This window comes from Arthrobacter oryzae, from assembly GCF_037911235.1.
GTDB lineage: Bacteria > Actinomycetota > Actinomycetes > Actinomycetales > Micrococcaceae > Arthrobacter > Arthrobacter oryzae_E.
In genome coordinates this window covers 1-15,065 of sequence record NZ_JBBLYW010000051.1, presented here as the reverse complement: position 1 = coordinate 15,065, position 15,065 = coordinate 1, and the positions used below count along the sequence as shown (strand labels likewise).

Sequence of the window (15,065 nt, the reverse complement as noted above, 5' to 3'; positions counted from 1 at the left end):
ACGTGGGATGCTGTTCTGTATCCATGAAATTATGGATAGTTGAAAATGTCAACGATTTATTTTGAGAATTATTGGAGCAGGCCATGACGATCGAGACACAGGGCGATCAGCGGACCGAACAGGTCCACAAACTTGTTGCCGCGTCCATCAGCCAGGACCTGGGCTTCCTGCTGGCCAAGCTGCACGCCACGGGGTCCGTGATGAACAACAGGGCGCTGGCCGAGTTCGACCTCAAGGAGCGCTCGTACTCGGTGCTGATCCTCGCGAACAGCGGGCTGGAACCGACCCAGCGCGAAATGGCGGACTTCCTGAGCCTGGATCCAAGCCAGATTGTGGCCCTGGTGGATGAGCTGGAGAAACGGGGGCTCGTGGTGCGGGCGCCGGGGAAGCAGGACCGCCGGGCGAAGACCGTCACGGCCACCGCCAAGGGGGGAAAGCTGCTGCAGCAGGCCGGCGAGGCCGCGCAACAGGCAGAAGCGGAGGTGCTCGGAGGCCTGGCCGCGGAAGAATCGGCCCAGCTCAAGGCACTCCTCCGCAAAGCGCTGTGGGGTTCCGGACTAGCGGACTGAGGGCAGGGCGGGTCAGCGCGTGCGGCCCTCCGGGCGGCAGCGCCTCTCAGGGTCCTCACCGTTCCGCCGGGCCAGCTCTGCCATGACAACCGGCCCCACCAGGCCGGCCTGGTTCGGCCCCGGGGCGTTCCCGCTTCTCCTCAGGAAACCGGCCAGGACTTCGAGCTCGCCGGTGGGAACGGCCGACAATGAGGAGTAGGACTTGAAGACACGCCGTTGGGCGATGCCGGCGAGGCGGCCTATGACGGCGTTTAATTTGGGGCCTATGGGACCTCCTCAGGGAAGGATCCGGGGGCTGCCTGCATAACCCGGTGTCAGAATACCAACGGCACGTCAGCCGTGGAAAGGTTCGCCCGTAGTCCGGTGGTCCGCGTGGTTGATGGTCTCCCGGATCAGCCGCACGAGGTGGCCGTCGTGCAGGGAGTAGATGACATGCCGGCCGTCCTTCCTCGCATCCACCATCCCGCTGAGCCGCAGCTTGGCCAGGTGCTGGCTGACCACAGTCCGCGGAACGGCCGCCGCCTCCGTGAGTTCCGTGACGCTCCTTGGACCTTGGGCAAGCTGCCACAACAGATGCAGGCGGGTGGGTTCGGCCAGCATCCGAAGCGTGGCGGCGGCAGTGTCAAGCAGCTCCGCGCCAGGTGTGACGGGGTGGACGAGCGAGGGTTCCTCAGCGTCGGCGTTGACCGGACTGCTCGGCTGGCTGCTCAACGGTCTGCTCCTCAATCACGGGGCCTGCTCCTGAATCGGCGGTCCGGGGCCAGGACAGGAACGCTCCTGCACTGCCAAGTATCGCAAGGATTGTCAGCGAAACGGCAGCCCAGCCCAGGCCCGCGGCGGCACCGACCCAGCCCGCCACCGGGTAACTGAGGAGGTAGCAGGCATGGGAGAGCGAGAACTGGGCCGTGAACACGTAGGGAAGGGTCCCCTCCGAGGAGGCCGCGCGGAGCAGCCGGGAGGACGGGGTGATGATGGCGGACGTGGCGGCTCCGAGCACGAACCACAGCCCCAGCAGGGGCCACCATCCGGCGTCCGTAGACGCCAGGAACATCACTGCGGCGGCGCCAGCAAGGGCCGGCGGGATCAGCGCAGCGCCGGTCAGCATGACGGCGCGGTCCCCGAAGCGGCCGAGAACCCCGGGGGCCACGAAGGCGACGGCCATGGAACCGGCGCCGAAGCAGGCGAGGGCGATGGCAAGATCGGATCCGGGACGGAGTAGCACGTCCCGGACGTAGACCACGGTATTGACCAGCACGAGGGCAGTCGGCGCGGACACCGCCAGGTTCAGGGCCAGCAGCGACCTCAGCCGCCGGTTGCGCCAAAAGATCCTGGTTCCCAGCGTGGTCCGGTGCCACACGGAGGACTGCGGCCCTTCGGACGCGCCGGGCCGGGGAACCGCCGTCAAAGCCACCATGGCCGCCGAGATCAGGAAGCCTGCAACCGTGCCGATGAACAGATTGTTGTAGCTCATCAACGTCAGCAGCAGTGCCGCGGCGGCCGGGCTGGCGAGGGCTTCCATGTCATAGGCGAGCCGGGACAACGAGAGGGCGTACGTATAATCCCGCGGATCCTTCAGGATGAGCGGGATCAGCGACTGGAACGCCGGGGTAAACGTGGCGGACGCGGACTGGAGCAGGAAAACCACCACGTAGATCTGCCACGTTTCCGTGATGAACGGCAGGCACAGGGCCATGGCCGCCCGGATCAGGTCCGCCGTGATCAGCACGGGCTTCTTCGGCAAGCGTGCCACCAGGGCGGTGATCACCGGGGCCAGTCCCACGTAGGCCAGCATCTTGATGGTCAGCGCCGTGCCCAGCACAGCCCCGGCATGACCGGCCGCCAGATCGTAGGCGAGCAGTCCCAGTGCGATGGTCAGCAGCCCCGTCCCCGCCAGCGCCACGACCTGGGCACAGAACAGCCGGGCATAGACTCCGTTGCGAAGGACGGACAGCATAAGACTCCTCAAGTGCATATGTGCACTGACGTGCACTTAAAGAGTAGCCCAGTGACCCGGAAAACAACCCGCCTAGCGCGTCACGGGCTTATGGTCGGCGCCCCGCATCCGCACGGCCACCACCAGGCCGGAAGCCCCGGTCAGCACGGCCACGACGGCGACTGCCGCCGGAATGCCGTAGGCGTCGGCGATGATTCCGGACAGCAACGCACCGACCGCAAAGCCGCCGTCGCGCCACAGCCGGTAGATGCCTACCGACCTCGCCCGCCATTCGGGGTGGGCAACGTCCCCGATGGCCGCCAGCAGCGTGGGGTAAACCATGGCAGTGCCCGCTCCGAGCAGCACCGCCGCGGCCAGCCAGGCTTCGAAGCCGGATCCAAAGGCAACCATGCCCAGCGCCACCGCCTGCACCAGCATGCCGCCCACGATCAGGGGCTTGCGCCCGATCCGGTCCGAGAGTGCGCCCGTCACCAGCTGGCCGGCACCCCAGACTGCCGGGTACACGGCCGCGAGGATGCCGATGCGTTCAATCGTCAACCCGGCAGCCGCAAAGAGAACGGGGAACAGGCCCCAGGCCAGGCCGTCGTTCAGGTTGTTCACCATGCCCGCCTGGCTTACGGAAGACAGCGACTTGTCGCGGAAGCTGGTCAGGGTGAACACCTCGCGGTTGCTGAGCTGCGCGTGTGCCCCCTCATGCACCGCAACATGGTTGGCGGCCTCGGCCCTGGCATGGTGGTGCGTTTCCCGCACCGTCAGCACAGAGAGCCCCAGCCCGACGGCGATGAAGGCCGCTCCGAGCAAGAAAGGGCCCGGGCGCAATCCGTAGGTGGAGGCAATGTAGCCGGTGGCCAGCGCAGTACCGGCGACGCCCAGGTAGCCGGCCGCCTCGTTCAGGCCCATGGCCAGGCCCCTGCGGGACGGACCCACAAGGTCCATCTTCATCATCACCGTAGTGGACCAGGTCAGACCCTGGCTGATGCCGAGAATGACGTTGGCGGCGACGATCCACCCCCACGACGGCCCAAAGATCAGCATCAGCGGGACGGGCAGGGCGATCAGCCAGCCCGCCACCAGGACCGGCTTGCGGCCGTAACGGTCCGACAGGGTTCCGGCGAAATAGTTGGTGGCCGCCTTGGCCACGCCGAAGGCCAGGATGTACGTCAGGGCGCTGGTGTAGAGGTCCAGCCTGAAGACCTCGTCGGCCAGGAGCGGCAGCACGGTCCTCTCCTGGCCCAGCGTTCCTCCCACCAGGGCATTGACTGCCACCAGGATCATGAACTGGGCAAGGTTCTGCCGCAGGCCCAGGGTAATGGCGTCCCGGGCGTGGCTTGGATGCTTCGGGGAGGTGCTTCCGGAGGTCATGGCAAGGTTCCTTGGTTTAAGCGGGGGGCGCTGGTTTCCTCGGCGAGCGCGTGGACGACGTCGGACAAAAGCGCGCGGTGTACGTTGGCCAGCTGGCAACGAGGTGAATTATTCCCAGGGCAGCCTGCTCAAATAAAGCCTGCCTGAATGACCCGGGAGGAACTCCTGGAAAAGGGAGGGCACGGGAACGGCCACCATCCTCGGCGGACTGCCCGTGGACACCGGGCGCGCAGCGTGATGGCCGGGCGTCCCGTCCTGCAGGGGAAGTGCGCCGTTCAGAAGGGCCGACGGCGACTGGGGACAGCCCGGGTCTCAGCGGGCTTTTCGCCGCCGGCCCCAAAACAATTTTAGGAGATTGCGCCCCGCTGCGTGCGAGTGGACGCTACCCGTTTTCCTTGGTTTCCTTTAGGCGGACTTGGTTCCGGCCACGCGGCCGGCCGCGCGGGCCGAACGGTTCCGCCACCAGCGGCGGACGAGGTCAACCATGGCCAGCAGCCCCGCGAGGGGCGAAAGAACGGCTGCGGCGTAGACGAAGAGCAGCCACGTGAGTGTTGCAATGGGCGGCTGGTTGGTGCTCAGAAGGGACAGGCCGCCGAAGAAAGCGACGGTCCAAAAAAGCACGACCCCAAAGAGGACCGCCGCAGCAGGGAAATACTCGTTCGTCACAACGTTCATCACAGTGTTCAAAGCTCTTCCTCCTGACTGGTTTGGCGCCGGACATCACCGCGTCAATCTCAGTATGGGGGCAGCCAAACACGGATTCCGGCAGGACGCAGAAACCGTGATGAAAATAACCTCAGCCCATGCACCGGCCTGGTCGGTCTGAGCCCTCCTGGGCTGCCGTCCTAGACTGCCGCTTGCGCATCCAGGTCGGCCAGCGCGGCGCGCAGGCGGGCATCGGCGTCGTTTGCCACTTCCTGCACTTCAGGACTGCTGCTGAGCTGGACCATGGTTTGCGGATCAATGGCCTGGATAGTGGTCATCTCCGCGCCCTTGCCGCGGCGCACCACGACGTTGCAGGGCAGCAGAGCGCCCATGTCAGGTTCGGCGGCAAGCGCCCGGCTGGCCAGCCCCGGGTTGCAGGCACCCAGGATGATGTAGTCGCCCACCGCTTCGGCAGCGTCGGCGCCGAGCTTGGCCTCGAAGGTCGCACGGACATCGATTTCGGAAAGAATGCCGAATCCCTGCCCGGCGAGCGCTTCACGTGTCCGCTCGACGGCGTCGCTCCAGGACAGCGGGACGGTCACGGTGTGGGTGTAAGTCATGGGGTCTCCTAGTTGCGTTGGGGGTTGGCGGCTTGAATGCGGCTCAGGCAAGGGACAGGAAGAGCTTTTCCAGGTCTTTCGTGTCCATGCTCGCATCCTTGCGGACAATGCATTGCTCAAGCCCGCTGGCAATGATGGCGAAGCCCGCGCGGTCCAGTGCCTTCGACACGGCGGCCAGCTGGGTGACGATGTCCTTGCAGTCACGGCCCTCTTCCAGCATTCGGGTCACTGCCGACAGCTGCCCCTGTGCTCGCTTGAGCCGGTTGATGACCGGGGTGAGGTCGGTCGGATCGAGTTCCATGATGCCTCCGGATAAAGGGATTGTGTGGTTCCACCATATACCCCCAGGGGTGTTTTTGACTACCCCGGGGGGTATCTGTAATACTCGGTGGGGTATTCAACTTCCGCATGATCCGTCTTGAAAGGACATCCATGACACGCCCCTCCCCGTCGGCTTCCACTTCTTCCACGTCCGCTTCGCCTGCTGCCCCCGCAGTCACCGCACTGGATCCGGAAACGCTGCAGAGCTGGCTCAAGGAACACAAGGACCTCGTCGTGATTGATGTGCGCTCTGCCGCAGAATTCGAGTCCCTTCACATCCGCGGTTCTTACAACGTTCCACTCCCGCTGCTTTCCGAGCACACCGACGAACTGGCCGCCCGGCTGGGGAGCCGCGTAGTGCTCGTCTGCCAGTCGGGCGCACGGGCCGAGCAGGCGCGGCAGCGCCTCGGCGGAGCCGGCATCGGCACCGCCCATGTCCTGACCGGCGGCGTGCCTGGCTTCGCGGCTGCCGGCGGCGACGTTGTCCGCGGCAAGGCCCGCTGGGACCTGGAGCGCCAGGTCCGCCTTGCAGCCGGTTCCCTCGTAGTACTGGGCCTGGCGGGCGGAAAATTTGTCTCGCCCAAGATCCGCCTGCTCGCGGGCGCCATCGGCACGGGCCTGACCTTCTCGGCCGCGACCAACACCTGTGCCATGGGCCAGGCGATTTCGGCCATGCCGTGGAACAAAGCGGCGAAGGAGCCCACCCGCGAATCCGCCATCCTGCAGTTCCCCGCCGGCGGCAACGGAACCCGGGAGGCCAAGGCCTCATGACCGTCACCCTCATCCTCGTTCTTGCGCTCTCCGTGGTCATCGGGCTCTCGCTCGGTGTCCTCGGTGGCGGCGGATCGATCCTGACCGTCCCGATCCTGGTGTATGTGGCCGGGTTCGAGGCCAAGGAGGCAATCGCCGCTTCCCTGTTCGTCGTCGGCGTCACCTCCGCTGTCAGCGTGGTTAGCCACGCCCGCGGCGGACGTGTGATGTGGCGGACGGGGCTGCTCTTCGGCGCAGCGGGCATGGCCGGCGCCTTCGTTGGCGGGCTGCTCGGCGGCCACATCCCCGGCGAGATCCTCCTGATCGCGTTCGCACTGATGATGGTGGCCACCTCCGTGGCCATGCTCCGCGGCCGAAAGAAGAGCTCGACGCCGGATCCCTCGTCCGGCTCCACCCGCCACGCCGAACTTCCCTTGGGGCGGGTGCTGCTGGACGGCGCCGTGGTCGGCCTCGTCACCGGTCTGGTCGGCGCCGGAGGAGGATTCCTGGTGGTCCCCGCACTGGCCCTCCTTGGCGGACTGCCGATGTCCGTTGCGGTGGGCACATCACTGGTGGTCATCGCCATGAAGTCCTTCGCCGGACTTGCCGGATATCTCACCACGGTCCACCTCGACTGGGGAGTGACGCTCGCCGTCACGGCCGCCGCCATCGTGGGAACCCTGATCGGCGCCAAGATCGCAGGCAAGATCCCCGAAGCGGCGCTGCGGAAAGCATTCGGCTGGTTCGTACTGGCCATGGGCGCCTTCGTATTGATCCAGCAGGCCCCTGCGGACCTGCGCTGGATCATTGCGGCCGCCGTCGCCGTCCTCGCCGCAGCCGCTGCCGGAGTCTGCTGGCTCCTGGTCAGCTCCTGCCCGCTCCGCCGGGCGAAGTCCGGTGGACGGCAACGCGATGCCGAGCCGTCGCCGGTCTAGCACCCTTGCCGGGACCCCACAAGCCGTGCCGGACCACACAACCCTGACACCCGCCGCTCCCGCCCGACAAAAGGAGAATCGCATGGGCCTGATCGACTCGCTGAAGAAGGCTTTCAGCAAACCCTACAAAACCGTCTCAGTGGCCGAAGCCAAGGAGCTCCTCGCATCCCGGGCGGTGCTGATTGATGTCCGTTCCGCCCAGGAATGGCGCAGCGGCCACGCACTCCAGGCCAAGCACCTGCCCCTGGACAGGCTGCAGAGCGGCGCATCCGGCCTGCCGAAGGGCCGGCCAGTCGTCGCGATGTGCCAGTCGGGAGTCCGCTCGGCGTCGGCCGCACGGCTGCTGGCCAGCCAGGGCTACGAGGCGTATTCGCTCCGCGGCGGCATCAGCGCCTGGCGCCAAGCCGGCGAACCAGTCCGCTAAGCACCCAACCAAAACTCCGGAAAGGAACCCAGTCATGGCAGAAATCACCGTCACCGAAACCGAGCAGCGGCGCGCCAGCGTTCAAGTCCTGGATGTCCGCGAAGACTTCGAAGTCGCCGAGGGCATGATCCCCGGCGCCCTGCACATCCCGATGGGGCAGCTGCAGGCCCGCCTTGCCGAGCTGGACCCGCGCGTTCACGTCATCGTGGTCTGCCGCAGCGGCAACCGCAGCGCCCGCGTGGCCGACGCCCTCAACGCCGCAGGATTCAGCGCCGACACCATGACCGGCGGCATGATCGCGTGGAGCCGCGCAGGACTCCCCGCCGCTTAACCGTCCCGCACCTCATCTCAGCTCCCACCCCCTCGCCCGCCCCAGCCACGTAAGGAATTCAGCCATGGCAACCATCGACATCACGGAAGAATCGCTTGCCCGGACGCTTGAGGACAACGACATTGTCCTTATCGACTTCTGGGCCGGCTGGTGCGGCCCCTGCCGCATGTTCGCCCCCACCTACGACGCAGCGTCCCAGAAACACCCGGACGTCACCTTTGCCAAGGTGGACACGGAAGCCCAGCAGGCCCTGGCGGCCGCTGCAGGCATCACGTCCATCCCCACGCTGATGGCTTTCCGGGACAAGACTCTGGTCTTCTCCCAGCCCGGCGCCCTCAACGCTGCAGGGCTGGACCAGGTCATCCAAGGCGTCAAGAACCTGGATATGGCCGCAGTCCGTGCGCAGGCAGCGCAGCAGCAGTCCTGACACGCAGAGCAATGCGGACCATTTCGCCCTGCGAGCTCGCGGCAATCTGGCCCCGCGCCATAGTGGTGGACGTGCGGGGCCGGGAGGAATACGCCGTCGCCCACGTCCCAGGCAGCCTGAACATCCCGCTCGATGAACTGCCGCTACGGCAGCAGGACCTGCCGAACAGCACGCTCTACCTCCTGTGCGGTTCAGGCAAGCGCAGCAGTCAGGCCACTGCCCTCCTTTCGGACCGGGGATACGACGCGGTCAACGTCGCCGGAGGCATCACGGAGTGGTACCGGGAGGGCCATCCGGTGAGCTATGCACCCGCAGTCCCGGACAGGCCCCGGTCCGGACGATGGAAATCGATAGTGAAAAAACTAGCGAACTGGCGCGCCCGCAACACCCGCTAACGGTGACCTAACCACGGCGGCAAGCCATTTGCGATATACCCCCCGGGGTATTATGATTTTGAGTAGACCAACGGGAACCAGCCAGGAACCCCACAGACATTCACGAAGGAGAACCCCATGCTTCTCGAGCGCATCTACGACGAAGACCTCGCCCAGGCCAGCTACCTCATCGGCTGCCAGCGGAAGGGGGAGGCAGTTGTTGTCGACGCCCGCCGTGACATCGACACCTACCGCTCCCTCGCCGCGGCCAACGGCATGAAGATTGTGGCCGTTACCGAGACCCACATCCACGCCGACTACCTTTCAGGCACCCGTGAACTGGCCGCCGCCACCGGCGCCAAAATCTACGTCTCGGGCGAAGGAGGCCCGGACTGGCAGTACGGGTTCGACGGCGAGCGCCTGTTCGACGGCAGCAGGATCACCATCGGCAACATCACCGTCCAGGCGCTCCACACCCCGGGGCACACACCGGAACACCTGTCCTTCCTGATCACCGACGGTGCGTTCAGCTCCGAACCCGGCTACTTGCTTTCCGGCGACTTCGTCTTCTCCGGTGACTTGGGCCGCCCCGATCTCCTGGACGAGGCTGCCGGCGGCGTGGACACCCGTTTCCTGGGTGCCAAGCAGCTGTTTTCCAGCCTGCGTGACAAGTTCCTTACGCTGCCCGACTTCGTCCAGGTCTACCCGGGACACGGTGCCGGCAGCGCCTGCGGCAAGGCCCTCGGCGCCATCCCGTCATCGACGGTCGGCTACGAGCGGCTCTACGCCTGGTGGGGCCCTTACCTGGCCGCCAACGACGAGCAGGGCTTCATCGACGAACTGCTCGACGGACAGCCTGACGCCCACGCCTACTTCGGCCGCATGAAGCGCCAGAACCGTCAGGGCCCGGCCGTCATGGGCGAACGCGCCCCGCTCGCGGAACTGGACACTGCCACCGTCGTCCGTGACCTGGCGGCAAACAAGGTGACGTTCGTGGACACCCGCCCCAACACCGAAGTGCACCAGGGCACCGTGGCAGGGGCCTTGAACATCCCCGCCGGAAAGTCCGTCGCTAGCTTCGGCGCGTGGGCCGTTGACCCGGAACGGGACAGCCGTCCGCTGGTCCTGCTGGCTTCGGGACAGGAGCAGGCCCAGGAGATGTGGGACCACCTGGTCCGCGTCGGCATCGATAACGTGGGCGGCTACGTGACCAGCATCGAGGGACTGCCCGCAGCGACTCCTCGCATGGTACAGCCCGAGGAACTCGAAGGCTTCGACGCCGCGGTTGTCCTGGACGTCCGCAACCGCACCGAGCACACGGCCGGGCACATCCCCGGATCCAAGCAGCTGAGCGGTGGCCGGGTGCTCTGGAACCTGGACCAGCTCCCCACCGGCGGCACCATCGTGACCTACTGCCAGAGCGGCGTCCGCAGCTCGGTGGCGGCCAGCACCCTGCGCCACGCCGGTTACGACGTTGTGGAACTCGACGGCAGCTACGCCGCCTGGGCCGCCAGGGAAGCATCGCTGCAGTCGGCTTCGGCCCGCTAACCACGAGCTGACTTCCACCGCAGAGGCCCCCGACCGGAATTTCTCCGGTCGGGGGCCTTTTGCCGGGGGCACCATCGCGCCTGCCGGCGGACCCCCGTAGCATGGGCGCATGAGCCGAGTCACGTGCGATCTGACCATCTCCCTCGACGGATTCCTCGCCGGCCCGAACCAAAGCCTGGCAGAACCGCTGGGCGAGGGCGGGGAGCTCCTGCACAGGTGGCAGTTCGAAGAAGCCGAGTCCAACGCAGCGGCGCGCGAAGGGATCCTCGCGGCAGGCGCCTTCATCATGGGGCGGAACATGTTCGCAGGGCCCGGGCCCGGGGCATGGGCTGAGGACTGGCGGGGATGGTGGGGTGAGGAGCCGCCCTATCACGCACCGGTATTCGTACTCACCCACCATCCCCGGGATCCGCTGGTGATGGAGGGCGGCACCACGTTCAACTTCGTGACCGACGGGATCGAATCGGCGCTGGAGCAGGCGCGGAAGGCCGCCGGCAGCAAGGACGTGGCCATTGCCGGCGGAGCGCAGACCGCCCGCCAGTACCTTTCAGCGGGGCTGATCGACGAGCTGCGCCTCCACATCGCACCCATGGTCCTGGGAGCAGGCGAGCGGCTGCTGGACGGCGTCGCGAACCTCAAGCTGGAGCCGACGGAAGTGAGCGGTACCAGCCTCGTCACCCACGTGCGCTATCAGGTAACCCGCTGAAGCGCTGACTCTACGGCCGGACGTCTCCGGACTGCGCCTTCGGTTCCGCTATCTGTCCAGGCACGACGTCGCGAATCACCGAGGTGTTCCAGCCCGATTGCGTCACGGTCCGCGAAAAGAGGAACTTGGGCATGTCGCACCAGATACCGGCCATCAACTCATAGGTGGCCCGCCCGTACATGCAGGCCCCCATCCCCGGAACTGCTCGTTCAAGTAGCGGAGAGTTAGTTATCCTCATTCCTGATGGAACCGCCCGGGCGTTGCCGGACACTTATGGGTATGGGGAACCACGGGAAGGCGCAAACGGACAGAGAGCTGTGGTCGCGGGTCCTGGATGGCGACGGTTCCGCCTTCGCTGAACTCTTTGTTCTCCACCGGGACCGGGTCTTCGGTCACAGCCTGCGCCTGGTAAGAACTCCCAGTGAGGCAGAAGACATCACGGCGATGGTATTCCTCGAAGCCTGGCGCTGCAGATCAAAGGTCAGACTGGTCAACGACTCCGTGATCGGCTGGCTGCTGGTCACCACCACCAACGTGGCCAGGAACCGCATCAGGTCCAACCTCCGGTATGAGCAACTCATCCGGAAACTACCGCGTGCAGAAACGGCACCGGATCATGGCGACTCCGTGGCCGACGCCGTCGACCAGGACCAGCGCTCTCAGCTCCTGCACCGAGCCTACCGCTCACTGGGGCGACGGGATCAGGAAATCCTCGCCCTTTGCGTTATCGAGGAGATGAGCACCGCCGAAGTGAGCCAGCTGCTACGCATACCGCCTGGCACCGTAAAGTCGCGGCTCTCGCGCGCTAAACAAAAACTCGCCCAGCTGCTGAACCCACAAGCCGGACTGCTGCCGGCCAAACCACTCACCCCTGAAGAGGGCACACCATGAACGACACCAACCGTCCACAGCACTTCAACGAGGACCGCAGCAAAGCCATCGAACAGCTCCTCACCAATGTCGCTCGGGAGGGAACCCCGGAAAACCGCCACTTCCAAGACACGAAGGGCAAGCGGATCCTGCTATCCGGCGTCGCGGTGGCCTTGGCCGTAAGCGGAGCGGCTGCAGTGCTGCAAATGCCAGTCACGGATAAGAGTTCAATCGCATGCTTCGCACGGGCCGAGCTCAGCGGCAACCAATTCCCCGGCACCACTGCTGTCTTGGGGGAAGGCACCAGGGTCGGTGAACCATCAACGCAACGCAACCCGATTCCTATCGAGGACGCGTTGGCTCTCTGCCGAGATCTATGGGCCCAACATGCGTTCGACCCCGCCAGCCCGAACGGCATGGCACATCCCAGCCTCTATGACCGCAGCTTCTCCTACCCGGTCCCGAACCAACTGACCGTATGTGTTCTCAACGACGGCCGCGCCGCAGTAATCCCTGGCGATGAAGACGTTTGCGCTTCGCTTGGCCTTGCTTTGAAAGCTGACTAGGCCGCGTGATCGATGAGTTCTCATCTCATCCAACGACCGAATCTTCTGCGTCAGAGTCGCGGGCCGGGAATATCCGATGTCGGGGCCAGGGTCTACACTGAACTTATCGAACATATATTCGAATAGGGGTGTGTTGTGGGCATAGTTATCGGTCCCCGCGTGATAGAGGCGGGCGCGTCCCTGCTGTCGGTGCTGATCTCCCCGGTGCCGGTCGCGGCGGGCTATCCCTCGCCGGCGCAGGACTACTTTGACGGCAGGATCGACCTCAACGAACACCTCATCAAGGACATCACCAGCACGTACATCGTGCGGGTCTCCGGGGACTCAATGGAAGGCGCCGGCATCAGTGACGGCGACGAACTGATAGTCAACCGCGCCCTGGACCCCAAGGACGGATCGGTGGTCATTGCGGTCCTGGACGGCGAGCTGACCATCAAGCGGCTTCGGATCACGGCGTCCGGAGTGGTGCTGCAGGCGGACAATCCCCGGTATCCGGACATCAGGGTTCCGGCGTTGTCAGACCTGGTCATCTGGGGCGTGGCAACGCGGTGCTTGCACCATGTCTGAAACACGGGATACGCGGGCGCCGGATACGATCCGGCGGATAGCCCTGGTGGACGTTAACTGCTTCTACGCCTCGGCGGAGCGGGCTTTCGACCCCTCGTTGGAAGGCCGGCCCCTGGTAGTCCTCTCCAACAATGACGGCTGCGCGGTCACCCGGTCCCCTGAAGCCAAGGCCCTTGGAATCGGCGTCGGAGAGCCCTGGTTCAAGATCGCTCCCCGGGCGAAGGAATGGGGTCTGGTGGCAAAGTCCAGCAACTATGAGCTGTACGGGGATATCAGCGCCCGCGTGATGGAGCTACTGGGCCGCTACTCGGCCTGGCTGGAGGTCTACAGCATCGACGAAGCCTTCCTCGGGGTCAAAGGCACCCCGGACGAGCTGTTGCGGCTCGGCCAGACCATTAAGGCCGTTGTCCGGCGCAACGTGGGGGTCCCCGTCTGCGTGGGCATCGCCGGTACCAAGACCCTCGCGAAGCTGGCCAACAAGTGGGCCAAGAACAACCCGGGCCTGAACGGCGTCTGCCACTGGGACGCCATGCCTCCGCCCGCCCGCGAAGCCCTGATGGGCCGGGTATCCGTCATTGAACTCTGGGGCGTGGCTTCCCGGCTCACCAAGCGGTTGAACAGCCAAGGCATCTTTTCGATCCTTGACCTCGCCCGCGCCGATCCGGTGCGGATCCGGGACCGCTTCTCCGTTGTGCTGATGCGGACGGTGCTGGAACTGCAGGGCACTCCGTGCATCCCGTTGGAGGAGGAACGCATCGGCCGTGATCAACTCATCTTCAGCCGGTCCTTTGCAACACCCATCACCACCGCGGCGGACCTGAGGCAGGTCGTGAGTGTTTACGGACAGCAAGCCAGTGCACGCCTGGCCAAGCACAATCTGCAGGCCAAGGTCCTCACGGCGTTCGCGGGCACGTCGCACTACAACCCGCTGGACACGTCCTACCCGTCGGTCTGCGTCACTTTGCCCGCCCCCACTGCCGACCCTGTGCTGTTGACCAAGGCTTCGCACGCCCTGCTGCCCCGGATCCAGGAAGGCACCAAGTACGTCCGTGCCGGCATCATGGTCACCGACCTGCGGCCCACGGGACTGCAGTCACCGCTGGAGGTGTTTGCGAACCCGCACGAGGAACGCGGCATCGGACCGCTGCTGGAAGACATCAGCCGCCGGTACGGCCGGGGGTCCGTGGGGCTGGGACACGCAGGCATCCGCGGAGGCCCGGACTGGTCCATGCAGCGCACCATGCTCTCGCCCAGGTACACGACTCACTGGGATGAGCTACCCGTGGTCAAAGCTGCCTGAAGTGGCGCCTGTTACACTCTGCTCATGATCGGGCTTCCCTTCGCGGGAGATGGGCTTGTGCACGGCATCCTGACGGGGCTGGGCATTGTCGCGGCCCTGTTTTTTTACGCCCATGAAAAGCGCCGCCGCGGCCTCACCGATCCCAGGCTATGGCCCATCGCAGGCTTCGCTGTAGCGTTCGGGGCCATCGGATCCCGCGTCCTCACCTGGGATGTTTCCACGCAGGTTTCCCTGGCGGACTGGTGGGGCAATGGCGACCGCAGCATCCTCGCAGGCCTGGTGGGCGCCTGGTTCGGAGTCCATCTTGGCAAGCGGCTGACCGGCTACCGTGAGTCCACCGGCGACCTGCTGGCTCCCGCCGTTGCACTGGCGATGGTTCTCGGGCGGGTCGGTTGCCTCCTCACCGAACTGCCGGGCACTCCGACCGGCGGTGCCTGGGGAATCGTGCTCACCCCGGCGCAGGCCGCACTGATCGGCGGACCCTCCGGGGCCGGGCTCCATCCGTCCTTTGCCTACGAAATCGTCTTCCATGCGGTGGCGTTCGCCGTCATGTGGCGCTTTCGAGATCGCCTCGCACACCCCGGCGACCTCTTCATCTGCTACGTGACCGCTTACGCGCTCTTCAGGTTCGGCGTGGAGTTTGTCCGCGGCAACGAGGTGCTCTGGCTGGGAATGAGCCGCCCGCAATGGTTCCTGCTGGCGGTCCTCCCCCTGTTGATCTGGCGCATGCGGCGGGTGTTCGGGAAACCGGTCCGTCCTGAGTTGAAAGGAAGAGTGGCATGAGCGAGGACAACCC

At 65.7% G+C, this 15,065-nt stretch carries 20 protein-coding genes; 14 read left to right on the top strand and 6 right to left on the bottom strand.

Annotated elements, in window-relative coordinates:
• Nucleotides 1-83 precede the first annotated feature (83 nt).
• Nucleotides 84-569 carry a MarR family winged helix-turn-helix transcriptional regulator gene (locus tag WMN78_RS13895; RefSeq protein WP_340534320.1) on the top strand — a complete coding sequence of 162 codons (486 nt, stop codon included), beginning with the start codon at nt 84-86 and terminating at the stop codon, nt 567-569.
• A 333-nt stretch (nt 570-902) separates the two neighbouring features.
• On the opposite strand, the gene WMN78_RS13890 is transcribed toward WMN78_RS13895, so the two are convergent.
• From WMN78_RS13890 to WMN78_RS13865, 6 genes are all read right to left on the bottom strand, one after another.
• Nucleotides 903-1,280 carry a metalloregulator ArsR/SmtB family transcription factor gene (locus WMN78_RS13890; protein WP_340534319.1) on the bottom strand — a complete coding sequence of 126 codons (378 nt, stop codon included), beginning with the start codon at nt 1,278-1,280 and terminating at the stop codon, nt 903-905.
• On the bottom strand, nt 1,240-2,523 hold the full coding sequence (locus WMN78_RS13885) for an MFS transporter (protein WP_340534318.1): 1,284 nt from the start codon (nt 2,521-2,523) through the stop codon (nt 1,240-1,242). The genes WMN78_RS13890 and WMN78_RS13885 overlap by 41 nt, the downstream gene beginning before the upstream one ends.
• 72 nt (nt 2,524-2,595) lie before the next feature.
• Entirely contained in the window at nt 2,596-3,885 is a 1,290-nt protein-coding gene (locus WMN78_RS13880) for an MFS transporter (RefSeq protein WP_340534317.1), read from the bottom strand.
• Between the two features lie 405 nt (nt 3,886-4,290).
• The gene (locus WMN78_RS13875; protein ID WP_340534514.1) at nt 4,291-4,563 is read right to left on the bottom strand and encodes a hypothetical protein; all 273 of its coding nucleotides are present in this window, start codon (nt 4,561-4,563) and stop codon (nt 4,291-4,293) included.
• 167 nt (nt 4,564-4,730) lie between these two features.
• Nucleotides 4,731-5,150 (bottom strand): DUF302 domain-containing protein, encoded by a 420-nt coding sequence (locus WMN78_RS13870; protein WP_340534316.1) that lies wholly within the window; start codon nt 5,148-5,150, stop codon nt 4,731-4,733.
• Nucleotides 5,151-5,193: 43 nt separating this feature from the next.
• On the bottom strand, nt 5,194-5,451 hold the full coding sequence (locus WMN78_RS13865; protein ID WP_340534315.1) for a metal-sensitive transcriptional regulator: 258 nt from the start codon (nt 5,449-5,451) through the stop codon (nt 5,194-5,196).
• Between the two features lie 131 nt (nt 5,452-5,582).
• Between WMN78_RS13865 and WMN78_RS13860 the strand changes: the two genes are divergently transcribed.
• The 13 genes from WMN78_RS13860 (at nt 5,583) to WMN78_RS13800 (ending at nt 15,052) form a co-directional block, all read left to right on the top strand.
• Nucleotides 5,583-6,242: a rhodanese-like domain-containing protein gene (locus WMN78_RS13860; RefSeq protein ID WP_340534314.1), complete on the top strand. Its 660-nt coding sequence runs from the start codon at nt 5,583-5,585 to the stop codon at nt 6,240-6,242.
• Nucleotides 6,239-7,156 (top strand): sulfite exporter TauE/SafE family protein, encoded by a 918-nt coding sequence (locus WMN78_RS13855; protein ID WP_340534313.1) that lies wholly within the window; start codon nt 6,239-6,241, stop codon nt 7,154-7,156. Before WMN78_RS13860 ends, WMN78_RS13855 begins: the two co-directional genes overlap by 4 nt.
• A gap of 82 nt (nt 7,157-7,238) precedes the next feature.
• Complete coding sequence (locus tag WMN78_RS13850) at nt 7,239-7,580, top strand: rhodanese-like domain-containing protein (RefSeq protein ID WP_340534312.1); 342 nt, start codon at nt 7,239-7,241, stop codon at nt 7,578-7,580.
• 34 nt (nt 7,581-7,614) lie between these two features.
• On the top strand, nt 7,615-7,911 hold the full coding sequence (locus tag WMN78_RS13845) for a rhodanese-like domain-containing protein (protein ID WP_340534311.1): 297 nt from the start codon (nt 7,615-7,617) through the stop codon (nt 7,909-7,911).
• Between the two features lie 64 nt (nt 7,912-7,975).
• On the top strand, nt 7,976-8,338 hold the full coding sequence (gene trxA, locus WMN78_RS13840) for a thioredoxin (RefSeq protein WP_340534310.1): 363 nt from the start codon (nt 7,976-7,978) through the stop codon (nt 8,336-8,338).
• 11 nt (nt 8,339-8,349) lie between these two features.
• Complete coding sequence (locus tag WMN78_RS13835) at nt 8,350-8,733, top strand: rhodanese-like domain-containing protein (RefSeq protein ID WP_340534309.1); 384 nt, start codon at nt 8,350-8,352, stop codon at nt 8,731-8,733.
• 117 nt (nt 8,734-8,850) lie between these two features.
• A complete protein-coding gene (locus WMN78_RS13830; protein ID WP_340534308.1) occupies nt 8,851-10,260 on the top strand; it encodes a rhodanese-like domain-containing protein in 1,410 nt (469 codons plus the stop codon).
• A gap of 109 nt (nt 10,261-10,369) precedes the next feature.
• Nucleotides 10,370-10,966, top strand: coding sequence for a dihydrofolate reductase family protein (locus WMN78_RS13825; protein WP_340534307.1), 597 nt, complete (start codon nt 10,370-10,372; stop codon nt 10,964-10,966).
• Between the two features lie 279 nt (nt 10,967-11,245).
• The gene (locus WMN78_RS13820) at nt 11,246-11,857 is read left to right on the top strand and encodes a sigma-70 family RNA polymerase sigma factor (RefSeq protein WP_340534306.1); all 612 of its coding nucleotides are present in this window, start codon (nt 11,246-11,248) and stop codon (nt 11,855-11,857) included.
• Nucleotides 11,854-12,402, top strand: coding sequence for a hypothetical protein (locus tag WMN78_RS13815; RefSeq protein WP_340534305.1), 549 nt, complete (start codon nt 11,854-11,856; stop codon nt 12,400-12,402). Before WMN78_RS13820 ends, WMN78_RS13815 begins: the two co-directional genes overlap by 4 nt.
• A 135-nt stretch (nt 12,403-12,537) precedes the next feature.
• Complete coding sequence (locus tag WMN78_RS13810) at nt 12,538-12,969, top strand: translesion error-prone DNA polymerase V autoproteolytic subunit (protein ID WP_340534304.1); 432 nt, start codon at nt 12,538-12,540, stop codon at nt 12,967-12,969.
• Nucleotides 12,962-14,269, top strand: a complete 1,308-nt coding sequence (locus WMN78_RS13805; RefSeq protein WP_340534303.1) for a Y-family DNA polymerase — start codon at nt 12,962-12,964, stop codon at nt 14,267-14,269. The genes WMN78_RS13810 and WMN78_RS13805 overlap by 8 nt, the downstream gene beginning before the upstream one ends.
• 24 nt (nt 14,270-14,293) lie before the next feature.
• On the top strand, nt 14,294-15,052 hold the full coding sequence (locus WMN78_RS13800) for a prolipoprotein diacylglyceryl transferase (protein WP_340534302.1): 759 nt from the start codon (nt 14,294-14,296) through the stop codon (nt 15,050-15,052).
• Nucleotides 15,053-15,065 lie beyond the last annotated feature (13 nt).